General features: G+C 45.7%; 20 protein-coding genes and 3 pseudogenes. 17 read left to right on the top strand and 6 right to left on the bottom strand.

Annotation, left to right across the window (positions count from 1 at the left end):
- Positions 1 to 27 precede the first annotated feature (27 nt).
- Complete coding sequence (gene ymzB / locus D368_RS03895; protein WP_007410383.1) at positions 28 to 390, bottom strand: protein YmzB; 363 nt, start codon at positions 388 to 390, stop codon at positions 28 to 30.
- Positions 391 to 582: 192 nt separating this feature from the next.
- On the bottom strand, positions 583 to 1,911 hold the full coding sequence (gene aprX / locus D368_RS03890) for a serine protease AprX (protein ID WP_071391804.1): 1,329 nt from the start codon (positions 1,909 to 1,911) through the stop codon (positions 583 to 585).
- Between the two features lie 178 nt (positions 1,912 to 2,089).
- On the opposite strand from aprX, the gene D368_RS03885 reads away from it, so the two are divergent.
- The 3 genes from D368_RS03885 to D368_RS03875 all read left to right on the top strand — a co-directional run bounded on the left by D368_RS03885 (position 2,090) and on the right by D368_RS03875 (position 3,798).
- Positions 2,090 to 2,323: a hypothetical protein gene (locus D368_RS03885; protein ID WP_071391803.1), complete on the top strand. Its 234-nt coding sequence runs from the start codon at positions 2,090 to 2,092 to the stop codon at positions 2,321 to 2,323.
- Between the two features lie 255 nt (positions 2,324 to 2,578).
- Positions 2,579 to 3,286, top strand: a complete 708-nt coding sequence (locus tag D368_RS03880; RefSeq protein ID WP_003154076.1) for a poly-gamma-glutamate hydrolase family protein — start codon at positions 2,579 to 2,581, stop codon at positions 3,284 to 3,286.
- Positions 3,287 to 3,345: 59 nt separating this feature from the next.
- Entirely contained in the window at positions 3,346 to 3,798 is a 453-nt protein-coding gene (locus D368_RS03875; RefSeq protein WP_070081858.1) for an OsmC family protein, read from the top strand.
- Between the two features lie 33 nt (positions 3,799 to 3,831).
- Here the strand turns inward: D368_RS03875 and erbB are convergent.
- The 3 genes and pseudogenes from erbB to D368_RS03860 form a co-directional block, all read right to left on the bottom strand.
- Positions 3,832 to 4,164, bottom strand: a pseudogene (erbB, locus tag D368_RS03870) (SMR family multidrug efflux transporter EbrB); the annotation flags it as partial.
- Positions 4,165 to 4,180: 16 nt separating this feature from the next.
- Positions 4,181 to 4,495 carry an SMR family multidrug efflux transporter EbrA gene (erbA, locus tag D368_RS03865; protein ID WP_003154071.1) on the bottom strand — a complete coding sequence of 105 codons (315 nt, stop codon included), beginning with the start codon at positions 4,493 to 4,495 and terminating at the stop codon, positions 4,181 to 4,183.
- Between the two features lie 138 nt (positions 4,496 to 4,633).
- Positions 4,634 to 4,939 (bottom strand): hypothetical protein, encoded by a 306-nt coding sequence (locus D368_RS03860; protein ID WP_015239898.1) that lies wholly within the window; start codon positions 4,937 to 4,939, stop codon positions 4,634 to 4,636.
- 99 nt (positions 4,940 to 5,038) lie between these two features.
- Here D368_RS03860 and D368_RS03855 point away from each other — a divergent pair, with 99 nt between their 5' ends.
- From D368_RS03855 to D368_RS03815, 9 genes and pseudogenes are all read left to right on the top strand, one after another.
- On the top strand, positions 5,039 to 5,443 hold the full coding sequence (locus tag D368_RS03855) for a YmaF family protein (protein ID WP_070081859.1): 405 nt from the start codon (positions 5,039 to 5,041) through the stop codon (positions 5,441 to 5,443).
- Positions 5,444 to 5,567: 124 nt separating this feature from the next.
- Positions 5,568 to 6,483: pseudogene (gene miaA / locus D368_RS03850) on the top strand (tRNA (adenosine(37)-N6)-dimethylallyltransferase MiaA).
- Between the two features lie 39 nt (positions 6,484 to 6,522).
- The gene (gene hfq, locus D368_RS03845; RefSeq protein ID WP_003154064.1) at positions 6,523 to 6,744 is read left to right on the top strand and encodes an RNA chaperone Hfq; all 222 of its coding nucleotides are present in this window, start codon (positions 6,523 to 6,525) and stop codon (positions 6,742 to 6,744) included.
- Between the two features lie 96 nt (positions 6,745 to 6,840).
- The gene (locus D368_RS03840) at positions 6,841 to 7,116 is read left to right on the top strand and encodes a YmzC family protein (protein WP_071391798.1); all 276 of its coding nucleotides are present in this window, start codon (positions 6,841 to 6,843) and stop codon (positions 7,114 to 7,116) included.
- Positions 7,117 to 7,198: 82 nt separating this feature from the next.
- On the top strand, positions 7,199 to 7,414 hold the full coding sequence (locus tag D368_RS03835) for a hypothetical protein (RefSeq protein WP_003154062.1): 216 nt from the start codon (positions 7,199 to 7,201) through the stop codon (positions 7,412 to 7,414).
- A 259-nt stretch (positions 7,415 to 7,673) separates the two neighbouring features.
- The gene (gene nrdI / locus D368_RS03830; RefSeq protein ID WP_003154061.1) at positions 7,674 to 8,066 is read left to right on the top strand and encodes a class Ib ribonucleoside-diphosphate reductase assembly flavoprotein NrdI; all 393 of its coding nucleotides are present in this window, start codon (positions 7,674 to 7,676) and stop codon (positions 8,064 to 8,066) included.
- Complete coding sequence (nrdE, locus tag D368_RS03825) at positions 8,026 to 10,128, top strand: class 1b ribonucleoside-diphosphate reductase subunit alpha (protein ID WP_003154060.1); 2,103 nt, start codon at positions 8,026 to 8,028, stop codon at positions 10,126 to 10,128. The genes nrdI and nrdE overlap by 41 nt, the downstream gene beginning before the upstream one ends.
- Positions 10,129 to 10,145: 17 nt before the next feature.
- Positions 10,146 to 11,135, top strand: coding sequence for a class 1b ribonucleoside-diphosphate reductase subunit beta (gene nrdF / locus D368_RS03820; protein ID WP_024085331.1), 990 nt, complete (start codon positions 10,146 to 10,148; stop codon positions 11,133 to 11,135).
- 48 nt (positions 11,136 to 11,183) lie between these two features.
- Entirely contained in the window at positions 11,184 to 11,804 is a 621-nt protein-coding gene (locus D368_RS03815) for a hypothetical protein (protein ID WP_101563039.1), read from the top strand.
- 48 nt (positions 11,805 to 11,852) lie between these two features.
- Here D368_RS03815 and D368_RS03810 read toward each other — a convergent pair.
- Positions 11,853 to 12,609: pseudogene (locus D368_RS03810) on the bottom strand (N-acetylmuramoyl-L-alanine amidase).
- A 306-nt stretch (positions 12,610 to 12,915) separates the two neighbouring features.
- Here D368_RS03810 and spoVK point away from each other — a divergent pair.
- The 5 genes from spoVK (at position 12,916) to glnA (ending at position 18,464) form a co-directional block, all read left to right on the top strand.
- Positions 12,916 to 13,884, top strand: a complete 969-nt coding sequence (gene spoVK, locus D368_RS03800; protein WP_061890621.1) for a stage V sporulation protein K — start codon at positions 12,916 to 12,918, stop codon at positions 13,882 to 13,884.
- Between the two features lie 129 nt (positions 13,885 to 14,013).
- Positions 14,014 to 15,276, top strand: coding sequence for a GTPase HflX (hflX, locus tag D368_RS03795; RefSeq protein WP_039251436.1), 1,263 nt, complete (start codon positions 14,014 to 14,016; stop codon positions 15,274 to 15,276).
- 16 nt (positions 15,277 to 15,292) lie between these two features.
- Positions 15,293 to 16,558: a methionine gamma-lyase family protein gene (locus D368_RS03790; RefSeq protein WP_007410367.1), complete on the top strand. Its 1,266-nt coding sequence runs from the start codon at positions 15,293 to 15,295 to the stop codon at positions 16,556 to 16,558.
- 109 nt (positions 16,559 to 16,667) lie between these two features.
- A complete protein-coding gene (locus D368_RS03785; RefSeq protein ID WP_007410366.1) occupies positions 16,668 to 17,072 on the top strand; it encodes a MerR family transcriptional regulator in 405 nt (134 codons plus the stop codon).
- Between the two features lie 57 nt (positions 17,073 to 17,129).
- Entirely contained in the window at positions 17,130 to 18,464 is a 1,335-nt protein-coding gene (gene glnA, locus D368_RS03780; protein ID WP_003154048.1) for a type I glutamate--ammonia ligase, read from the top strand.
- The last annotated feature ends 184 nt before the right edge of the window (positions 18,465 to 18,648 follow it).

Below are 18,648 nucleotides of genomic sequence, written 5' to 3'. Positions count from 1 at the left end.
GCCGCTGATTCAGGGCGTTTTTTCTTTTTATTGCTCTTTCCGGGTCCCGATTGTATACACGGCCCGATCTGTATGTACCTTTAATCCGTCTTGCTCCTTTTGGATGGTAATGTCGCCGAGCAGAGGAATTTCATACGCATCTTGGGGAAGCGGGACATTTCCTTCCTCCGTATAGGTTGTGCCGTGCCCTTTTAAGACGAGTTCTTCATCCGCTACATAGTCATCGGGATGGTTTGTCCGGCGGACGAGAACATCATCAAGGTGAAGCATGATCTGATCCATATCAGAAATCTCGTTTCGGCTGTCTGTCAGCTCTCCTTTTCTGATATCAAGCGTTTGTCCGATCTGTTTTTGCAGCCATTCAGACAATTCGGTGTTTGTAAGTGCCATTGTGATTCCTCCTTTTATCTACACCATACTTATTCCCTATTTTTTTAGAAATACACTGCCTTGCATTGATCTTTTTTTCTGACAGCCGGTTCTGAACTGTTCCGAGTTCCTTCATTATAAATGTTTCATCTATTCACCTGAAAAACGGAGTCATCTGCCGGTGCAGACGACCCCGTTCTCATGATAAAAAGGTTACTCTTTCGGCACGGCATTTTCAGCGTTCACTGCGCCCGCTCCGTAAATGTTCGGATCTTCATTTGTCCACTGATCCGGACTTTGTTTGATCAGTGTTTTCACTTCGTCAGGCGAAAGCTGCGGGTTTTGCTGAAGGATTAAGGCGGCGATGCCCGCACAGATCGGAGTGGCCATGGACGTACCCGACAGACTGAAATACAAGGAGCCTACTCGGTTTGATTTCTGTAATTTGTCAAGATATGAACGCGGAGAACGGAGAGATACGATATCGACCCCGGGCGCAAGAATGTCAGGCTTCTCTTTTCCGTACACCGTCGGGCCGCGGCTTGAGAAAGAAGCGACCGTATCGTCCTCATTGCTGGCTGTATCATTGTCATCATAGGCGCCTACCGTGATGACCTTCTCGCTGACACCGGGGCTTGAAATCGTTTGAGCTTCCGGACCGGAGTTGCCCGCGGCGACGCAGACGACGATTCCTTCATTCCATGCCTCTTCAACGGCCTTGACGAGCGGGTCGTCCGTTTCTTTATCATATCTGAGCGCATCTCCGCCCAGTGACATGCTGATGATTCTGATCGGATTCTTTGTGTGTTCTTTATTATATTGTATGCACCATTCCACACCTTCAATGATATCAGCCAAGGTTCCTGATCCTGATTTGTTTAAAACCTTGACTCCGATCAGATCGGCTTCCGGCGCCGGCCCCTGATATTTACCCGAAGATGAAGCGCCGCTGCTTGCGATATCACCGGCGCAATGGGTGCCGTGCCCGTTGTCATCATACGGTTCTGTCTTTTGGTTGACAAAGTCCGCAAATCCGATAATCCTGCCTTCTAAATCGGGATGCTGGTAGATTCCGGTATCAATAACGGCGACGGTTATGCCTTTTCCTGTTAATACGGTGCCGTTACGGGTCACTTCTTTTGCATGAGACGATTCAGCTGCCGTATCAAGGAGAGCTTTTACTTCACGGTTTAAATAGATTTTACGGATATCCCGGCATTGCGAAAGAAGCATGTGAAGGGCGGACGGAGTGACTTCGGCGCTGCAGCAGTTGATTGTTTGAAACTGCTTTTTTATGGTGCAGCGTTTTTCTTTTGATAAGACCTGTCCTGTGCTGTGAAAACCGGATTCATGGCAGCCCTCTTCAAATTCAATGATGACTGACATTTTCTTTCTGTTTTTCACCTTTTTTTCGAAAAAATTGTGCAAAAAGCAAGGTGTCCATTTGAAAGGTTTATATAACTGTAATACGTTTTCTCTGAGCGGCCAGTCCAGCTTATGAGCATTTGACCGCACCATTTGTACCATTGAGTAACCAAACATATATACTTTTCCTCCCATTCTGGCGATTCTCTCTATACCATATGAACAGGCCGTATGTTCGGTCAGTTTGTTTGTCCTTCAGGAGAGCTGGTTACTTGCGGCTTTTTCAGGAGAAGAAATCGAGTTGGATCGGAACGTTTGTTCGTTTATGATGAATCCGGCGGAAGGAGGTATACACATGAACATCATATTGAGACATTCCTTGGAAAAACAGCTTCCGATTGATATTATATATATGAAAAAAGACGGCTCTATTTCAAAACGGACCATTATGATAAAAAAAGGGGATGAGCGGGCTGTAACGGCATTTTGCTGTACAAAAAGGCAGATGAGAACTTTTTTGACGGGCTCCATTCTGTCCTGCGCATTTGCTTCGGGAGGCGGATATTCATTTTTAAAAGCGTATTATTGATGCCTTCCGTTTCCGGCCGTGAATCTCCCGCCCCTGAAAATTCGGGCGTTCCTCCCTTTTTTTTTGCCCTCTCTCAACCTTTTTTCACTGATGCCCGGCATTTGAGCGCTTGAACCGTGACAATCCATTGATTTTTCGAAACCGGGAAGTTTTTCACTGATGATAATGTTAATAGAATGTTAAGATAAGACCTATTGACAAAAATCCATATAATGAATATTTCATTTTTCAGAAAGGAGCAAAGAAGGAGAGCTGATGAAAAGAATTTTACTTAATGTCATCATTATCGTAGCAATGGTCTTACTAATAAGATGTGCTCATTATGCGTCAGACCCTGATCCCTCGAATTCTTCTGATACATACACAGATTTTAAAGATCTGGCTGAACATGAAGACCCCGATGATTATCATATATCGTACAATAAGCGAAAGGGGAGCCCCGTATTGATCATGTCGCCGCACGGAGGGAGAATTGAGGGCGGGGTGAGCGAGATCGTCCGCTCTTTCAGGGATGATTATTCAACCTACCTGTTTGAGGGATTAAAAGCGCATGATAACCAGACTCTTCATATTACGAGCACCAAGTTCGATGAGCCTTCAGCAGTCGAAAGCATTAAGCAGCACCATTATGTTATCGCAGTTCACGGTTATAAAGGCGACGAGAAAAATACTCTTGTCGGAGGAAGCGACCGGAAGCGGGCGAAAAAATTGGTGAGAGCTCTCAAACGAAACGGATTTCCTGCAGAATTGGCAACCTCAAAAACCGGTCTGGCCGGGGTTGACACCGAAAATATCAATAACCAGGCGCAAACCGGGCTTAGTATACAGCTTGAGATCAGCAGAGAACAGCGGGAAGCGTTTTTTGATAATTTTGATTACCGCGAAAGGGAATTCACAAAAACGGAGGAATTTTACCGGTTTGTCCGTACGATAAAAAGAGTGATCAATCAAGAGTATTCGTGAGCTTAAAAAAAGACAAACCAGTGAAAGGTGAGTAAACTGAAAAAAAGGAGGTTTGTCCCTTGGCAAAACATCACTTTTATTTAAAAGCAAATTGGCCCGGAAATCGCAATGACGTCGGCGATATTAAAAGCGGCCGGCTGGAAACGGCTGTGTCCATTCCTAAGGAAATGGACGGACCCGGAGAAGGCACAAATCCTGATGAAATGCTGCTTGGAGCGGCCGCGACCTGTTATATTATAACGCTTGCGGCGATGATGGAAAGAAGCGGTCTGGATAAAGAAGATCTACATATGGAATCTGAAGGAATTGTAGACGTCACGAACGGTGTGTTCACGTACCAGAAAATCATTCACCGCCCGTTTATATTATTAAAGCCGGATGCAGCCGAAACGGACTTTACGCTCGCCAGGAAGTTAGCGCAAAAAGCGGAGTCCTCCTGTATGATTTCACGAGCGATCCAAGGAAACGTGGAGATGGAGCTTGAGGTTGAAGTAAAAGCTGCCCGCGCTTGACGAGTTCAAACGGTCAGCTCCGGGCCGTTTGATTTTTTTAGCTTTTTGAGACTTGGAACGGTTCAGCAGGATGACGCCTGTGATGACAAAAATAAGCCCGATCATCATTTTGGCTGTCATGGCTTCCTTAAAAACAAAAAAGCCGACAATTGCCGTTAAAGCCGTGCCGACACCTGACCATGTCGCGTATGCGGCGGATAAATCAAGGCTTTTCAAAGAGAAGCTCAAAAACATAAAAGAGGCTCCGATTCCGGCAATGACGCCGAGAGCGGGCCATAAGTGCGTAAAACCGTCCGACAGCTTCAGCATCGTGCTTCCGAACACTTCTGATACAATGGCTAATGCCAGGCAGAGTAATCCTTTCATATCATGCTTCTCCTTTCTACCAATTCATCAGAATGACACCGGCTAATAAGAATACAAGTCCGATGACGGCCTGCTTGTCCAGTTTTTCATGAAACCATTTCGCTCCGATAATGGATGCGAGCACCGTTCCGGCTCCGCTCCATGTTGCATAGGATAAGCTGAGCGGAATGAGATTCAGTGTCAGTGAAAGCATATAAAAGGCCAATGAATAGCCTGCCACTACAAGCGCGCTCGGCAAAAACCGCGTAAATCCGCGGGAGACCTTCAGCATGGCCGCGCCGATTGACTCTGATAAAATAGCAATTGTGAGGAAGATATAACCCAGAATCATATCAAATCCCCCTCTCATCATAATCCTTATGCCTTTTGTTTAAGGCAGTAAAATAAAATAATATCCGAACTTTGCCCGCCAAGTCAAGACATTAGGCCTATATAAAAAGGCCCCTGAAAGGAGCCCTTTTTGATTGTCTTAGTAGTAATACGGATAGTAAGGGTAGCCGTAACCTCCGTACAAATACGGATTGAACAAAGCGCTTCCGACAAGCCCCCCGACAAGCCCTCCGACAAACGGTCCGCCGTAAAAACCAAACGGCCGTCCGAACCCGCCAAACCAAGGGCGGCCAAACCAAGGCCGGCCAAAACCAAAACCCGGCCGCCCGAAGCCGAATCCGAATCCGGGACGCCCGAACCCGAAGCCCGGCCGTCCAAACCCAAATCCGGGCCGTCCAAACTGTCTCATATCACTATCTGCTTCGTATGTGTATTCTTCATTCATAATTTAGGTACCTCCAAGAATAAATTTGAGATGATAACAGAGTATTCAGCCCACCAATTTTTGATTGGGCGTTTATCAAAAATAAAGGAGTGAGCTTTTGTGGGCCTGTATCAGTCCGATTGGTCAAAAAAACCTCCGCACACACACGCATACCGGGCTGTTACGGATGTAGTGCAGGGGCATTACCATGTGATCGAAGGCTTTTCACAGCCGGAGAACGGCAGCAATACAGATGAGCATACACATTTCTATACGGGCATCACCTCGTTTGAAAACGGCCATTTTCATAGGTATTACGGCATTTCCGGCCCTGCCATCCCGAGGGTTGACGGAACACATTACCATGAGCTTTCAGAGACCACCTTTGCCGCCTACAATGAGCCGATTCAGATCCAGCACGGCGGCGTCGTTTACGATCCGCGGGAGAAAGGACGGAAAACGCACCGCCATACGCTCAAAGGAAAAACGAGAGAGGTTGTCGGAAACGAGCCGATCGGGTGGTAGCGGATGTTTAGCGCTCAGGAAAAAGGGCAAAATGGATAGGTGCCTGAAGAAATGAATGCTATAATTAGGGGGAGATTTATAAAAGAGAGTGATACATATTGAAAAATAAAAACAGCCTGTCGTCATACTCGTCGGACCGACGGCAGTCGGAAAAACAAAACTAAGCATCGGACTCGCGAAAATGCTGAATGCGGAAATCATCAGCGGAGATTCCATGCAGGTATATAAAGGGATGGACATCGGAACGGCCAAAGTCACCGAAGAAGAGACAGAAGGCGTGCCGCATCACCTGATTGATATTTTGGAGCCGTCCGACACTTTTTCAACGGCGGATTATCAGAAAATGGTAAGGGGGAAAATCACCGAGATTGCCGGTAGAGGAAAGCTGCCGATGATTGTCGGGGGGACGGGTCTGTACATTCAGTCCGTGCTGTATGACTATACGTTCACGGAAAACTCCGGCGACCCTGTATTCCGGGAGCGCATGGAGAAACTGGCGGCTGAAGAAGGGGCGGAAGCGCTTCATGCCAAGCTTGCGGCAGCCGACCCGGAAGCGGCGGCAGCCATTCATCAAAACAATACGCGAAGAGTCATCCGCGCGCTCGAAATCCTGCATGTATCGGGAAAAACAATGTCAGAGCATCTTAAAACCCAAAAACGGGAGCTGCTTTACAATGCGGTTCTTATCGGTCTTACAATGGACAGAGAAGTGCTGTACGGCCGGATTAACGAGCGCGTTGACCTGATGCTGGAAACCGGCCTTCTTGACGAAGTAAAGCGGCTGTATGATATGAATATCCGGGATAGCCAATCGATTCAGGCGATCGGCTATAAAGAGCTGTATGAATATCTTGATGGAAAAGTGCCGCTCCCTCAGGCTGTGGAGCAATTAAAACAAAATTCAAGGCGATATGCGAAACGCCAGCTGACCTGGTTTCGCAATAAAATGCCCGTTTCATGGACAGATATGACGCCGCCTGTTGATATTGAGCAGAAAAAAGGAAATTTTCGAGTGCATAGCAGGAAAACTGGAAATTTAATCGAAACAGTATTGTATTGAGAACCAAGGAGGACGAAACATGAAACCGATTAATATTCAAGATCAGTTTTTGAATCAAATCCGAAAAGACAATACGTTCGTCACGGTGTTTTTACTCAACGGCTTTCAGCTTCGCGGCCAGGTAAAAGGCTTTGACAACTTTACCGTTTTGCTCGAAACGGAGGGGAAGCAGCAGCTTATTTATAAACATGCCATCTCCACGTTCGCCCCGCAAAAAAACGTCCAGCTTGAGCTTGAATAGACTTTTTGACAAAGACCATGAACAATGGTCTTTTTCTATGCGCGTCTGTATATTGCAGGCCGTATATCGGAAAGATAAAAGGGGGTTCGGAAAATCGTGTTCGAAAGTGAAAATGAACTGAGAAGAATCAGGATTACGCTCGTTTGGATCGCTGTTTTTTTGCTGTTTGGAGCTTGCAGCAATCACGAGACGGTGGTGACGGATGATGACGGCGGCTTGGCGGATGCCGAACCGCAGACAGAAGGCGTGGTGCAGCTGGAACATAATCGTTTCGGCATTGTCGAGGACGGTTACTTAAAAATATACCGCTATGATGAAAAAACGGATAAAATCGAACTGAAAAAAGAAACGGCGCTGGATGAGCTTGAATAAATTTCACAAGCGTTCGAATTTACAAAGCGGGCCGCACAAGCTACACTAAGTACTGACATTGATCATGCAGAGGGTGAGACGATTGAAACACAAGGTGATAATCAACCATTGGGAAGAAACTTGTGAAGATGATTCCTGCTATGAATATGGAACCAGCATCATCGTTGACGGCAAAGAACTGATCAGAGAGGCTTCCATCACAAGCGCTCTGAAAGCCGTACTGAAAGAAATCGGTGCTGATGTGGAGATTGAAGAAACCGTTGAAAGCGAAAAAAAATGTGATTCTTACAAAAAATAAGAATAAAAGTCTAGACTACTAAGCAGTTTTTTTTCATGTTATGATAGACATCGGCTTACACATGACACCTTGAGTAGGATGAGAGATGATTCTCGTTCTGCTCTCTTTTTTGGGCGTTAATCGGGCCGGAGCCAAAGTCCGCTCTTTCAAAAATATGAATTTTTTATAAATCGACCTCAATATGTTGTGTTTTTCTGAGAGGTTAGTATACTATATATAGTGTTAAGAGATTCATTATTTTTGATAGGTCGTGATAAGGATGGTTCAAATCATATTTGATTCAAAGACAGGGAATGTTCAGCGTTTTGTGAATAAAACAGACTTTCAGCTGATCCGCAAGGTGGACGAAACGGACCACGTGGACACTCCGTTTGTTTTGGTCACCTACACGACAAACTTCGGTCAGGTACCGGCATCAACACAATCATTTCTCGAAAAATACGCCCATCTCTTATTAGGAGTCGCTGCGAGCGGCAACAAAGTATGGGGCGATAACTTTGCAAAAAGCGCCGATACCATCTCTAGACAATATCAGGTGCCGATCTTGCACAAATTTGAACTCAGCGGCACATCTAAAGACGTTGAATTGTTTACTCAGGAGGTAGAAAGAGTTGTCACAAAATCAAGTGCCAAAATGGATCCAGTTAAATAACGAAATCATGATCCAACAAGATGGAAAATTCCAGTTTGATAAAGATAAAGAGGCTGTACATAGCTATTTTGTAGACTATATCAATCAAAACACAGTTTTCTTTCACGATTTAAAAGAGAAGCTGGATTATTTGATTGAAAACCAATACTACGAAGAGGAATTCTTAAGCCTTTATTCTTTTGAAGACATTAAAGAAGTGTTTAAGACAGCTTACGCTAAGAAGTTTCGTTTTCCTTCCTTCATGAGTGCGTTTAAATTCTATAATGACTATGCTTTGAAAACGAATGACAAGAAAAAAATCCTCGAGCGTTATGAGGACCGGATCTCAATTGTTGCGCTGTTCTTCGCAAACGGCGACACTGAGAAAGCAAAAGAATATGTAAATCTGATGATCAATCAGGAATATCAGCCGAGCACACCGACATTTTTGAATGCCGGCAGAAAACGCCGCGGAGAACTTGTGAGCTGTTTCTTGCTCGAAGTCAATGATTCCTTAAACGACATTTCAAGAGCGATCGATATTTCCATGCAGCTGTCTAAACTGGGCGGCGGGGTTTCTCTTAATCTGTCCAAGCTTCGCGCGAAAGGTGAAGCGATTAAAGATGTTGAAAACGCCACAAAAGGTGTTGTAGGCGTCATGAAGCTTCTTGATAACGCGTTCCGTTATGCTGACCAAATGGGGCAAAGACAAGGCTCTGGCGCGGCGTACTTAAACATTTTCCACCGCGATATCAATGACTTTCTTGATACGAAAAAGATTTCTGCGGATGAAGATGTGCGTGTCAAAACGCTTTCTATCGGTGTCGTCATTCCGGATAAGTTCGTTGAGCTTGCACGTGAGGACAAAGCGGCTTATGTATTCTATCCGCACACGATTTATAAAGAATACGGCCAGCATATGGATGAGATGGACATGACGGCGATGTATGAGGAGCTTGTCGACAACCCGCGTGTCAAAAAAGAAAAAGTGAATGCGCGCAAATTGCTTGAAAAGCTTGCCGTTCTCCGTTCTGAGTCAGGTTATCCGTACATTATGTTCCAGGATAACGTAAACAAAGAGCATGCGAATAACCACGTATCAAAAGTGAAATTCTCGAACCTTTGCTCTGAAGTGCTTCAGGCGTCACAGGTTTCGGCTTACACAGATTATGACGAGGAAGACGAAATCGGCCTGGACATTTCCTGCAACCTTGGTTCATTAAATATTTTGAATGTCATGAAACATAAATCGATTGAGCGCACGGTGAAACTCGCGACGGATTCCCTGACTCATGTATCTGAGACGACGGATATCCGCAACGCGCCGGCAGTCAGACGCGCGAACAAAGCGATGAAGTCGATCGGTTTAGGCGCCATGAACCTTCACGGCTACCTGGCCCAAAACGGCATCGCTTATGAAAGCCCGGAAGCAAGAGATTTCGCCAATACGTTCTTTATGATGGTGAACTTTTATTCCATCCAGCGTTCAGCTGAGCTTGCGAAAGAAAAAGGCGAAACGTTTGAGCATTATGAAGGCTCCACTTATGCAACGGGAGAATATTTCAATAAATACATCGAAAAAGAGTTCTCACCGGCATACGAAAAAATCGCTGCGCTCTTTGAAGGCATGCACATCCCGACAATCGAAGACTGGAAAGAGCTGAAGGCGTTTGTCGCCGAAAACGGCATGTACCACAGCTACAGACTGTGCATCGCGCCGACAGGCTCCATTTCCTATGTCCAATCCAGCACGGCGTCCGTTATGCCGATCATGGAACGGATCGAAGAAAGAACATACGGAAATTCAAAAACGTATTACCCGATGCCGGGGTTAGCGTCTAATAACTGGTTCTTCTACAAAGAAGCTTATGATATGGACATGTTCAAAGTGGTGGATATGATCGCGACAATCCAGCAGCATATCGATCAGGGAATCAGCTTTACCCTGTTTTTGAAAGATACGATGACAACTCGTGATCTGAACCGTATTGATCTGTATGCCCACCATAGAGGCATCAAAACCATTTACTATGCAAGAACGAAAGATACCGGGCAGGACAGCTGTCTTTCTTGTGTCGTTTGATTAAAGGAGAGTTAACAGTGACAAAAATTTATGACGCAGCAAACTGGTCAAAGCATGAAGATGATTTCACCCAAATGTTTTACAACCAAAACGTAAAGCAGTTTTGGCTTCCGGAAGAGATCGCATTAAACGGCGATCTTCTTACTTGGAAGTATTTGGGTAAAAATGAGCAGGATACGTACATGAAGGTGCTCGCCGGCCTGACACTGCTTGATACAGAGCAGGGGAACACAGGCATGCCGATTGTGGCCGAGCACGTCGAGGGCCATCAGCGAAAAGCGGTTCTTAATTTCATGGCGATGATGGAAAACGCGGTGCACGCAAAATCATATTCAAATATTTTTATGACGCTTGCTCCGACTGAAACGATCAACGAAGTATTTGAATGGGTTAAACAAAATAAATATTTGCAGAAAAAAGCGCAAATGATTGTCGGGCTTTACAAAGCCATTCAAAAAGATGATGAAATTTCACTGTTCAAAGCGATGGTTGCTTCCGTCTATCTGGAAAGCTTCCTTTTCTACAGCGGTTTCTATTATCCGTTATATTTCTACGGACAAGGAAAACTGATGCAAAGCGGTGAGATCATCAACCTGATCCTTCGTGACGAAGCGATCCACGGTGTATACGTCGGACTGCTGGCACAGGAAATATACAATAAACAAACAGAAGCGAAAAAAGCGGAACTTCGCGAATTTGCGGTTGAGCTTTTAGAAGAGCTTTATCACAATGAGCTTGAATATACAGAGGATCTCTACGACCAAGTCGGGCTGTCTCATGACGTAAAGAAATTCATCCGCTATAACGCCAATAAAGCTTTGATGAACTTAGGGTTCGATCCTTACTTTGAAGAAGAGGATATTAATCCGATCGTATTAAACGGATTAAACACCAAAACAAAATCACATGATTTCTTCTCCATGAAAGGGAACGGCTACAAAAAGGCGACGGTAGAACCGATTAAGGACGAAGATTTTTATTTTGGCCAAGATGAAGAGCAGATATAATATCTGCTCTTTTGGCTTGAGTGGAGAGGTAAGACAGGAGGAACGGGCATGAACAAAATGGATGAAATCATCTTGGCTGCACCGCGGAGTGACGTCTTTCAAAACGAAATGCTGACATTTCAGGGAGTCAACAGCGAGGATGAACGTATCATAAAAATTATGGCTCAAATTGAGGCGCATTTTTTTGAAATCAGAAGAGGCGACGCGGAAGAGGACCCGCGATTTAAACAGCCGATTCCGTATGTCGTCATCCGCCGTGATGATGAGGTGTTTGTGTATGAGCGGCTCGCGGGCGGAGGGGAATCGCGCCTCCATAATAAGCTTTCTCTCGGCTTCGGCGGACACATGAACCCTATGGAAGGGGCGGCTTCATTTTCGGAAGTGCTGAAACAGAACACCGACCGGGAGCTGGCGGAAGAACTGTACATTCGCGAGGAGGACAAACAAAACATTGTCACACTCGGCCTGATCAATGATGATGAAAACGATGTAGGGAAGGTGCATATCGGCATCCTTTCTGCGCTCCAGTTAGCGTCTGCAACACAAGTCGAAGTGAAAGAAAAAGATCAAATCGCCGGGTGCTGGATGAAACTGAGCGAACTGAAAGAGGAAAATGTGTATCAGCGTCTTGAAGCTTGGTCTCAGTTTGTCGCCGATATACTTCAATAACAAAAACCCCCGTTCGTCCCAAAAAGGGAGAGCAGGGGTTTTTTTCATTTAGTCTTGCACAATGAAGGCATCAAATCCGGCTTTTTCGGCCCGCGCTGCCAACGCTTCAGCATAATCTCTGGAAGAGAATGCGCCGATCTGCACTTTGAATAAGCCGCCTTTTGGAAGCACAATCGCGTCAAAACCTTTAGACACCGCATCGGCGGCAAGCGCATCAGCATTTGCTTTCACTTTGAATGCGCCGATTTGCACTTTATATAAGTCAGCCTTTTTTTTAGACCGAAAGCTTGCTCCAAGCCCTTGGCATGTCCTCTTGCAAGGCTTTCAATAAAACTGGCTGTTTTTAGTTTGTTTGCATCAGCTGACGTATCAACAAAACCATTCTCCGTCAAAATCGCCGGCATCCTTGTCTCCCGCAGCACATGGAAGTTGGCTGTTTTTTTCCGCGGTCATTAAAACCCGATGCTTGAATTACTTGCGTGTGGACGGCTGATTGGTAAGTCGAGGTCGGCGCTCCGACACCGGGGTAAATATAGCTTTCGAATCCGGTTCCGCCTCCTGAGTTAATATGAATGGATAAAAAATAATCTGCGCCCCAGCTGTTGGCGGCATCCGTTCTTTCCGTCAGGCTGACCGTCTTATCGCTTGTCCTGCTCATCGTGATAGAAACTCCTTCATACTCATTCGTCAGAATCGTGCGCAAAGCCAGCGCGATCTCCAGCGTGACCGCTTTTTCCTGAAGTCCGCTTCCGGTTGCACCTGAATCAGTTCCGCCATGACCGGGGTCTATAAAAATTTTAACCATTCTCCATCACCTCATTACAGCATATGATGATATTCAAATGGTGCTTGTACGGCTGTCATTCATGAAAAAAATGAGAAATATACCCAACATTTCCCGGAAAATAAAAATAAATGGTTTGTCCTCCCGTTTCTGCTGAATACAATAAGAAATGAAAAATATTTCTCGGGAAAGCGCAGGATTCAACATCATTCCCGAAGAGAACGGAAAAAGTGACAGATAAAGAGGAAAACGGGCCTCATGATGATAGGCGGATGTCACGGAACCGCTTCATCATGAGTAAGATAAAGAGAGAACAGAGAGGTGAGCATGTTGGAGCGCGCTGTAACCTATAAAAATAACGGACAAATTAACATCATTCTTAATGGCCAAAAGCAAGTGCTGACAAACTCGGAAGCTGAGGCGGAATATCAGGCCGCCCTGCAAAAAAATGAAGCCAAGCACAGCATTCTGAAAGAAATTGAAAAAGAAATGAACACATTAGTGGGTATGGAAGAAATGAAACGCAACATTAAAGAAATTTACGCGTGGATATTCGTCAACCAAAAACGGGCCGAACAAGGGCTGAAAGTCGGAAAACAAGCTCTTCATATGATGTTCAAAGGGAACCCCGGCACCGGGAAAACCACCGTCGCGAGACTGATCGGCAAGCTTTTCTTCGAAATGAACGTGCTTTCCAAAGGACATCTGATCGAAGCGGAACGTGCCGATCTGGTCGGTGAATACATCGGACACACGGCGCAAAAAACGAGAGATCTGATTAAAAAATCGCTCGGGGGCATTTTATTCATTGATGAAGCATACTCACTTGCAAGGGGCGGAGAAAAGGATTTCGGTAAAGAGGCGATTGATACGCTTGTCAAGCATATGGAAGACAAACAGCATGAATTTATTCTGATCCTGGCAGGGTACTCGAGAGAAATGACGCATTTCCTGTCATTAAATCCCGGCCTGCAATCGCGTTTCCCTATCAGCATTGATTTTCCGGATTACTCTGTCACTCAGCTGATGGACATCGCAAAGCGCATGATAGCAGAGCGGGAGTATCAATTAAGCCAGGAAGCCGAGTGGAAGTTAAAAGATTACTTAATGACAGTGAAAAGCACGACAAGCCCCATTAAATTCAGCAACGGGCGCTTTGTCAGAAACGTGATTGAAAAATCAATCCGCGCTCAGGCCATGAGACTTTTAATGGGAGACCAATACTTAAAAAACGATTTAATGACGATCAAGAGCCAGGATTTACTTATAAAAGATGAGGCGGCAGCTCACGAATAGACCTCTCAGCCGGTTTGAGGGGTCTCTTTTTTATTTCTCTCTTTAAAACCCGCCGGATGTGTGGTATACGCCCTGCGGGTTTGGTATGATAGTACTACTGCCCAATACGACACAGAAAGGAACATCCATTTGAACGAACAGGAAGGAAAAAAAGAAACGGTCATTTTGGTCGGCTGCCAGCTTCCGCACATGACAGATGAGCACTTTGAACATTCCATGGAAGAGCTTGCTTCATTGACAAAAACGGCTGACGGAACGGTGCTGACCCGGATTACGCAAAAACGGAACAGAGCGGATGCCGCTACATATATAGGCAAGGGGAAAGTAGACGAGCTGAAGGCGCTGTGTGAAGAGCTTGAAGCGGATCTGATCATTTTTAATGATGAACTGTCACCGAGCCAGCTTAAATCACTCGCCACTGCAATTGAAGCGAAGATCATCGACCGCACGCAGCTTATTTTGGATATTTTCGCAAAAAGAGCGAAGACGAGAGAAGGAAAGCTTCAGATCGAATTGGCCCAGCTTCAATACGCGCTGCCCCGTCTAAGCGGACAAGGAATCAATCTCTCAAGACAAGGCGGCGGAATCGGGACGAGAGGGCCCGGTGAGACAAAGCTTGAAACAGACCGGCGCCACATTAGAAACCGCATACACGAAATTAACGTGCAGCTTTCAACGGTTATCCGCCACAGAAGCCGTTATCGGGAGAGACGTAAAAAGAACGGCGTGCTTCAGGCTGCACTCGTCGGTTATACCAACGCCGGAAAATCAACATGGTTCAATCAATTAACAAGCTCAGACAGCTATGAAGAAGATCTGCTGTTTGCAACACTTGATCCGATGACGAGAAAGATGGCGCTCCCAAGCGGCTACAGCGTCCTTTTGTCTGATACGGTCGGCTTCATTCAGGACCTGCCGACGACGCTGATTGCGGCTTTCCGCTCAACGCTTGAGGAAGTGAAGGAAGCAGACTTGATCATTCATGTCATTGATTCATCCAATGAAGATTATGCCGGGCATGAACAGACGGTCCTCGGTCTGTTAAAAGAGCTTGAGGCAGATGATATTCCGGTGCTGACCGCCTATAACAAACGTGATGAGACACTTCCTGACTTCATCCCGACAGCGGGAGAAGGCCACATCATGATCAGCGCCAGAATCGCCGGGGATGAAGCAAAACTAAAAGCGGAAATCGAAGCTTATTTGCGCCGGGAGCTGCTGACGCCGTATGAAGTTCATGTGCCTGCCGCCGAAGGCAAATTGATGTCACGCATCAAATCAGAGACCATGATCGACAGCCTTTATTTTAATGAAGAAAATGAACGCTACGAAGTCTCAGGTTATGTACAGGAAGAACAAAGCATACTCGGAGAATTGAAGAAATTCATGTAAGGAAGGTATACACAACATGTTTGACACACTGACCCATGGCGCTCTTTTACAAAAAACCGCCGAAGAAACAGAAGCGGAAATCTCCGCCGTTCATAAAAGAATAGAAGAAATCAGTGAACGGAATGAATGGAGAGTCCTGCAAAGCTACAGAAAACATAAAGTAAGCGATACGCATTTTACGCCTTCAACCGGATACGGTTATGATGATATCGGACGAGATACACTGGAGAAGATCTATGCTGATGTGTTCGGAGGAGAGGCGGGACTCGTGCGGCCGCAAATCATTTCCGGAACGCATGCGATTTCAATCGCGCTCTTCGGTGTGCTGAGACCCGGGGACGAATTGCTTTATATAACAGGCAAGCCTTACGATACACTCGAGGAAATCGTCGGAGTAAGAGGCGGGGAGTATTCAGGCTCGCTAAAGGAATTTCAAATCGGATATAATGCAGTCGATTTAACATCAGAAGGCAGAGTGGACTTTGAAGCGGTCCGGGCTGCAATCCGGCCGAATACAAAAGTGATCGGCATCCAGCGTTCAAAAGGATATGCGAATCGTCCGTCTTTCAGAATAAATGAAATTGAAGAGATGATTCGTTTCGTAAAGGAAATCAAAGAAGATGTCATTGTTTTTGTGGACAATTGCTACGGAGAATTTGCAGAAGAGCGGGAACCCTGCCACGTCGGAGCGGATCTTATGGCCGGCTCCCTGATTAAAAACCCGGGCGGCGGCCTTGCTAAAACGGGCGGCTATCTTGTAGGGAAAGCCAAGTGGATTGAGGCCTGCTCTTACCGGATGACCTCCCCGGGAATCGGAAGTGAAGCCGGGGCTTCGCTTTATTCACTGCAGGAAATGTATCAAGGTTTCTTTCTCGCTCCGCATGTAGTGGCGCAAAGCTTGAAGGGCGCGGTATTTACCGCCCGTTTTCTTGAAAAGCTCGGCTTTACGTCAAACCCTGCATGGAATGCGCCGAGAACGGATCTGATTCAATCAGTTGAGTTTCAGGACCCTGATAAGATGATCGCTTTTTGCCAGGCGATACAATATGCTTCACCGATTAATGCGCATGTGACGCCTTATCCGAGCTATATGCCGGGATATGAAGACGATGTCATTATGGCAGCGGGCACTTTCGTACAGGGAGCAAGCATTGAATTATCAGCAGATGGACCTATCAGACCGCCTTATGTCGCGTATGTCCAAGGAGGATTAACCTACGCGCACGTGAAAAATGCGATTTGCAGCGCCGTAAATGCTTTAATGGAAAAAGAGCTGATTTAGGCCGGTTGCAATTTTCAAAGAAATTGATGTTAAGATTCCTCACATTGTGTTGACACAAAATATAACATCACCTATAATGAGACTAAGATAAGAAAAGGAGGAAATTGAGATGAGTGATAACATTCGCCGCTCAATGCCTTTATTTCCAATTGGGATTGTCATGCAGTTAACAGAACTTTCTGCCCGGCAAATTCGATATTATGAGGAAAATGGATTGATATTTCCAGCGAGAAGCGAAGGAAATAGACGATTATTTTCATTCCATGATGTAGATAAACTGTTAGAAATCAAAAATCTGATTGAACAAGGCGTCAATATGGCGGGGATCAAACAAATTCTGGATAAGGCATCTGCCGAACCGGAAGAAAAATCCGAAAAAACAGCCAAACCGATGAAGCACAATCTGTCTGATGACGAACTCAGAAAGCTTCTGAAAAACGAACTGATGCAGGCAGGCCGTTTCCAGCGGGGAAATACTTTCCGCCAAGGTGACATGTCCCGATTCTTTCATTAATCCGTTAGCAACTGTTTTGCTATATACATTTACCTTTTAGAGGAGGAGTTTTACGAAATGGCAAAGTACACAAGAGAAGACATCGTAAAATTAGTAAATGAGGAAAACGTAAAGTATATCCGCCTTCAATTCACAGACATTCTCGGAACGATTAAAAACGTGGAAATTCCTGTGAGCCAGCTTGAAAAAGCACTTGATAATAAATGCATGTTCGACGGTTCTTCCATCGAAGGTTTCGTCCGTATCGAAGAGTCTGATATGTACTTATATCCTGATCTGAACACATTTGTAATCTTCCCATGGACGGCTGAAAAAGGTAAAGTAGCACGCTTCATCTGTGACATTTACAATCCGGACGGCACGCCGTTCGAAGGTGACCCGCGTAACAACCTCAAACGGATTCTGAAAGAAATGAAAGAACTCGGTTTCAGCGATTTCAATCTTGGACCTGAGCCTGAATTCTTCCTGTTTAAATTAGATGAAAAAGGCGAACCGACGCTTGAATTGAACGATAAAGGCGGATACTTCGATCTGGCTCCGACTGACTTGGGAGAAAACTGCCGCCGCGATATCGTGCTTGAGCTTGAAGAAATGGGCTTTGAAATCGAAGCATCTCACCATGAAGTTGCTCCGGGTCAGCACGAAATCGATTTTAAATATGCCGGTGCCATCCGTTCTTGTGACGACATCCAAACTTTCAAACTGGTTGTCAAAACGATCGCCCGCAAACACGGTCTGCATGCGACATTCATGCCAAAACCGCTGTTCGGCGTAAACGGTTCCGGTATGCACTGCAACCTATCACTCTTTAAAGATAACGTTAACGCATTCTTTGATAAAGACGCTGATCTTCAGCTGAGTGAAACAGCAAAACATTTCATTGCCGGTATCGTAAAACACGCGACAAGCTTTACGGCTGTCACAAACCCGACAGTGAACTCTTACAAACGCCTTGTTCCGGGCTATGAAGCACCTTGCTACGTGGCATGGAGCGCGCAAAACAGAAGCCCGCTGATCCGTATCCCGGCTTCCCGCGGCATCAGCACGCGTGTTGAAGTCCGCAGCGTAGACCCGGCGGCAAACCCGTACTTGGCGTTAAGCGTATTGCTTGCAGCAGGCCTTGACGGAATCAAAAACAAACTTGAAGCACCGGCTCCGATTGACCGCAACATCTACGTCATGAGCAAAGAAGAGCGCATGGAAAACGGCATCGTAGATCTTCCGGCGACACTGGCGGAAGCTCTCGACGAATTCAAATCAAACGAAGTCATGGTTGCAGCGCTCGGCGAGCACCTGTTCGAACACTTCATCGAAGCAAAAGAAATCGAATGGGATATGTTCCGCACGCAAGTTCACCCTTGGGAGCGCGAACAATACATGTCTCAGTATTAATCTCTCAATCCCTTGGCACTATTGGTGTCAGGGGATTTTTTGATTTTGTCATAAGATTAAGAGGTCGATATTTTGGTCCTTGACCAAAATATGACCAAAAAAATTGAAGTTATGAATCTAACTCCATAATTGAGGCCACGTATTAATTGTAATCCCTTATTCGGTTTAGGATGAAGGCTACATG

Source organism: Paenibacillus lentimorbus NRRL B-30488 (genome assembly GCF_000411595.1).
Lineage (GTDB): Bacteria > Bacillota > Bacilli > Bacillales > Bacillaceae > Bacillus > Bacillus velezensis.
This window is presented reverse-complemented; position numbering and strand designations above follow the sequence as displayed.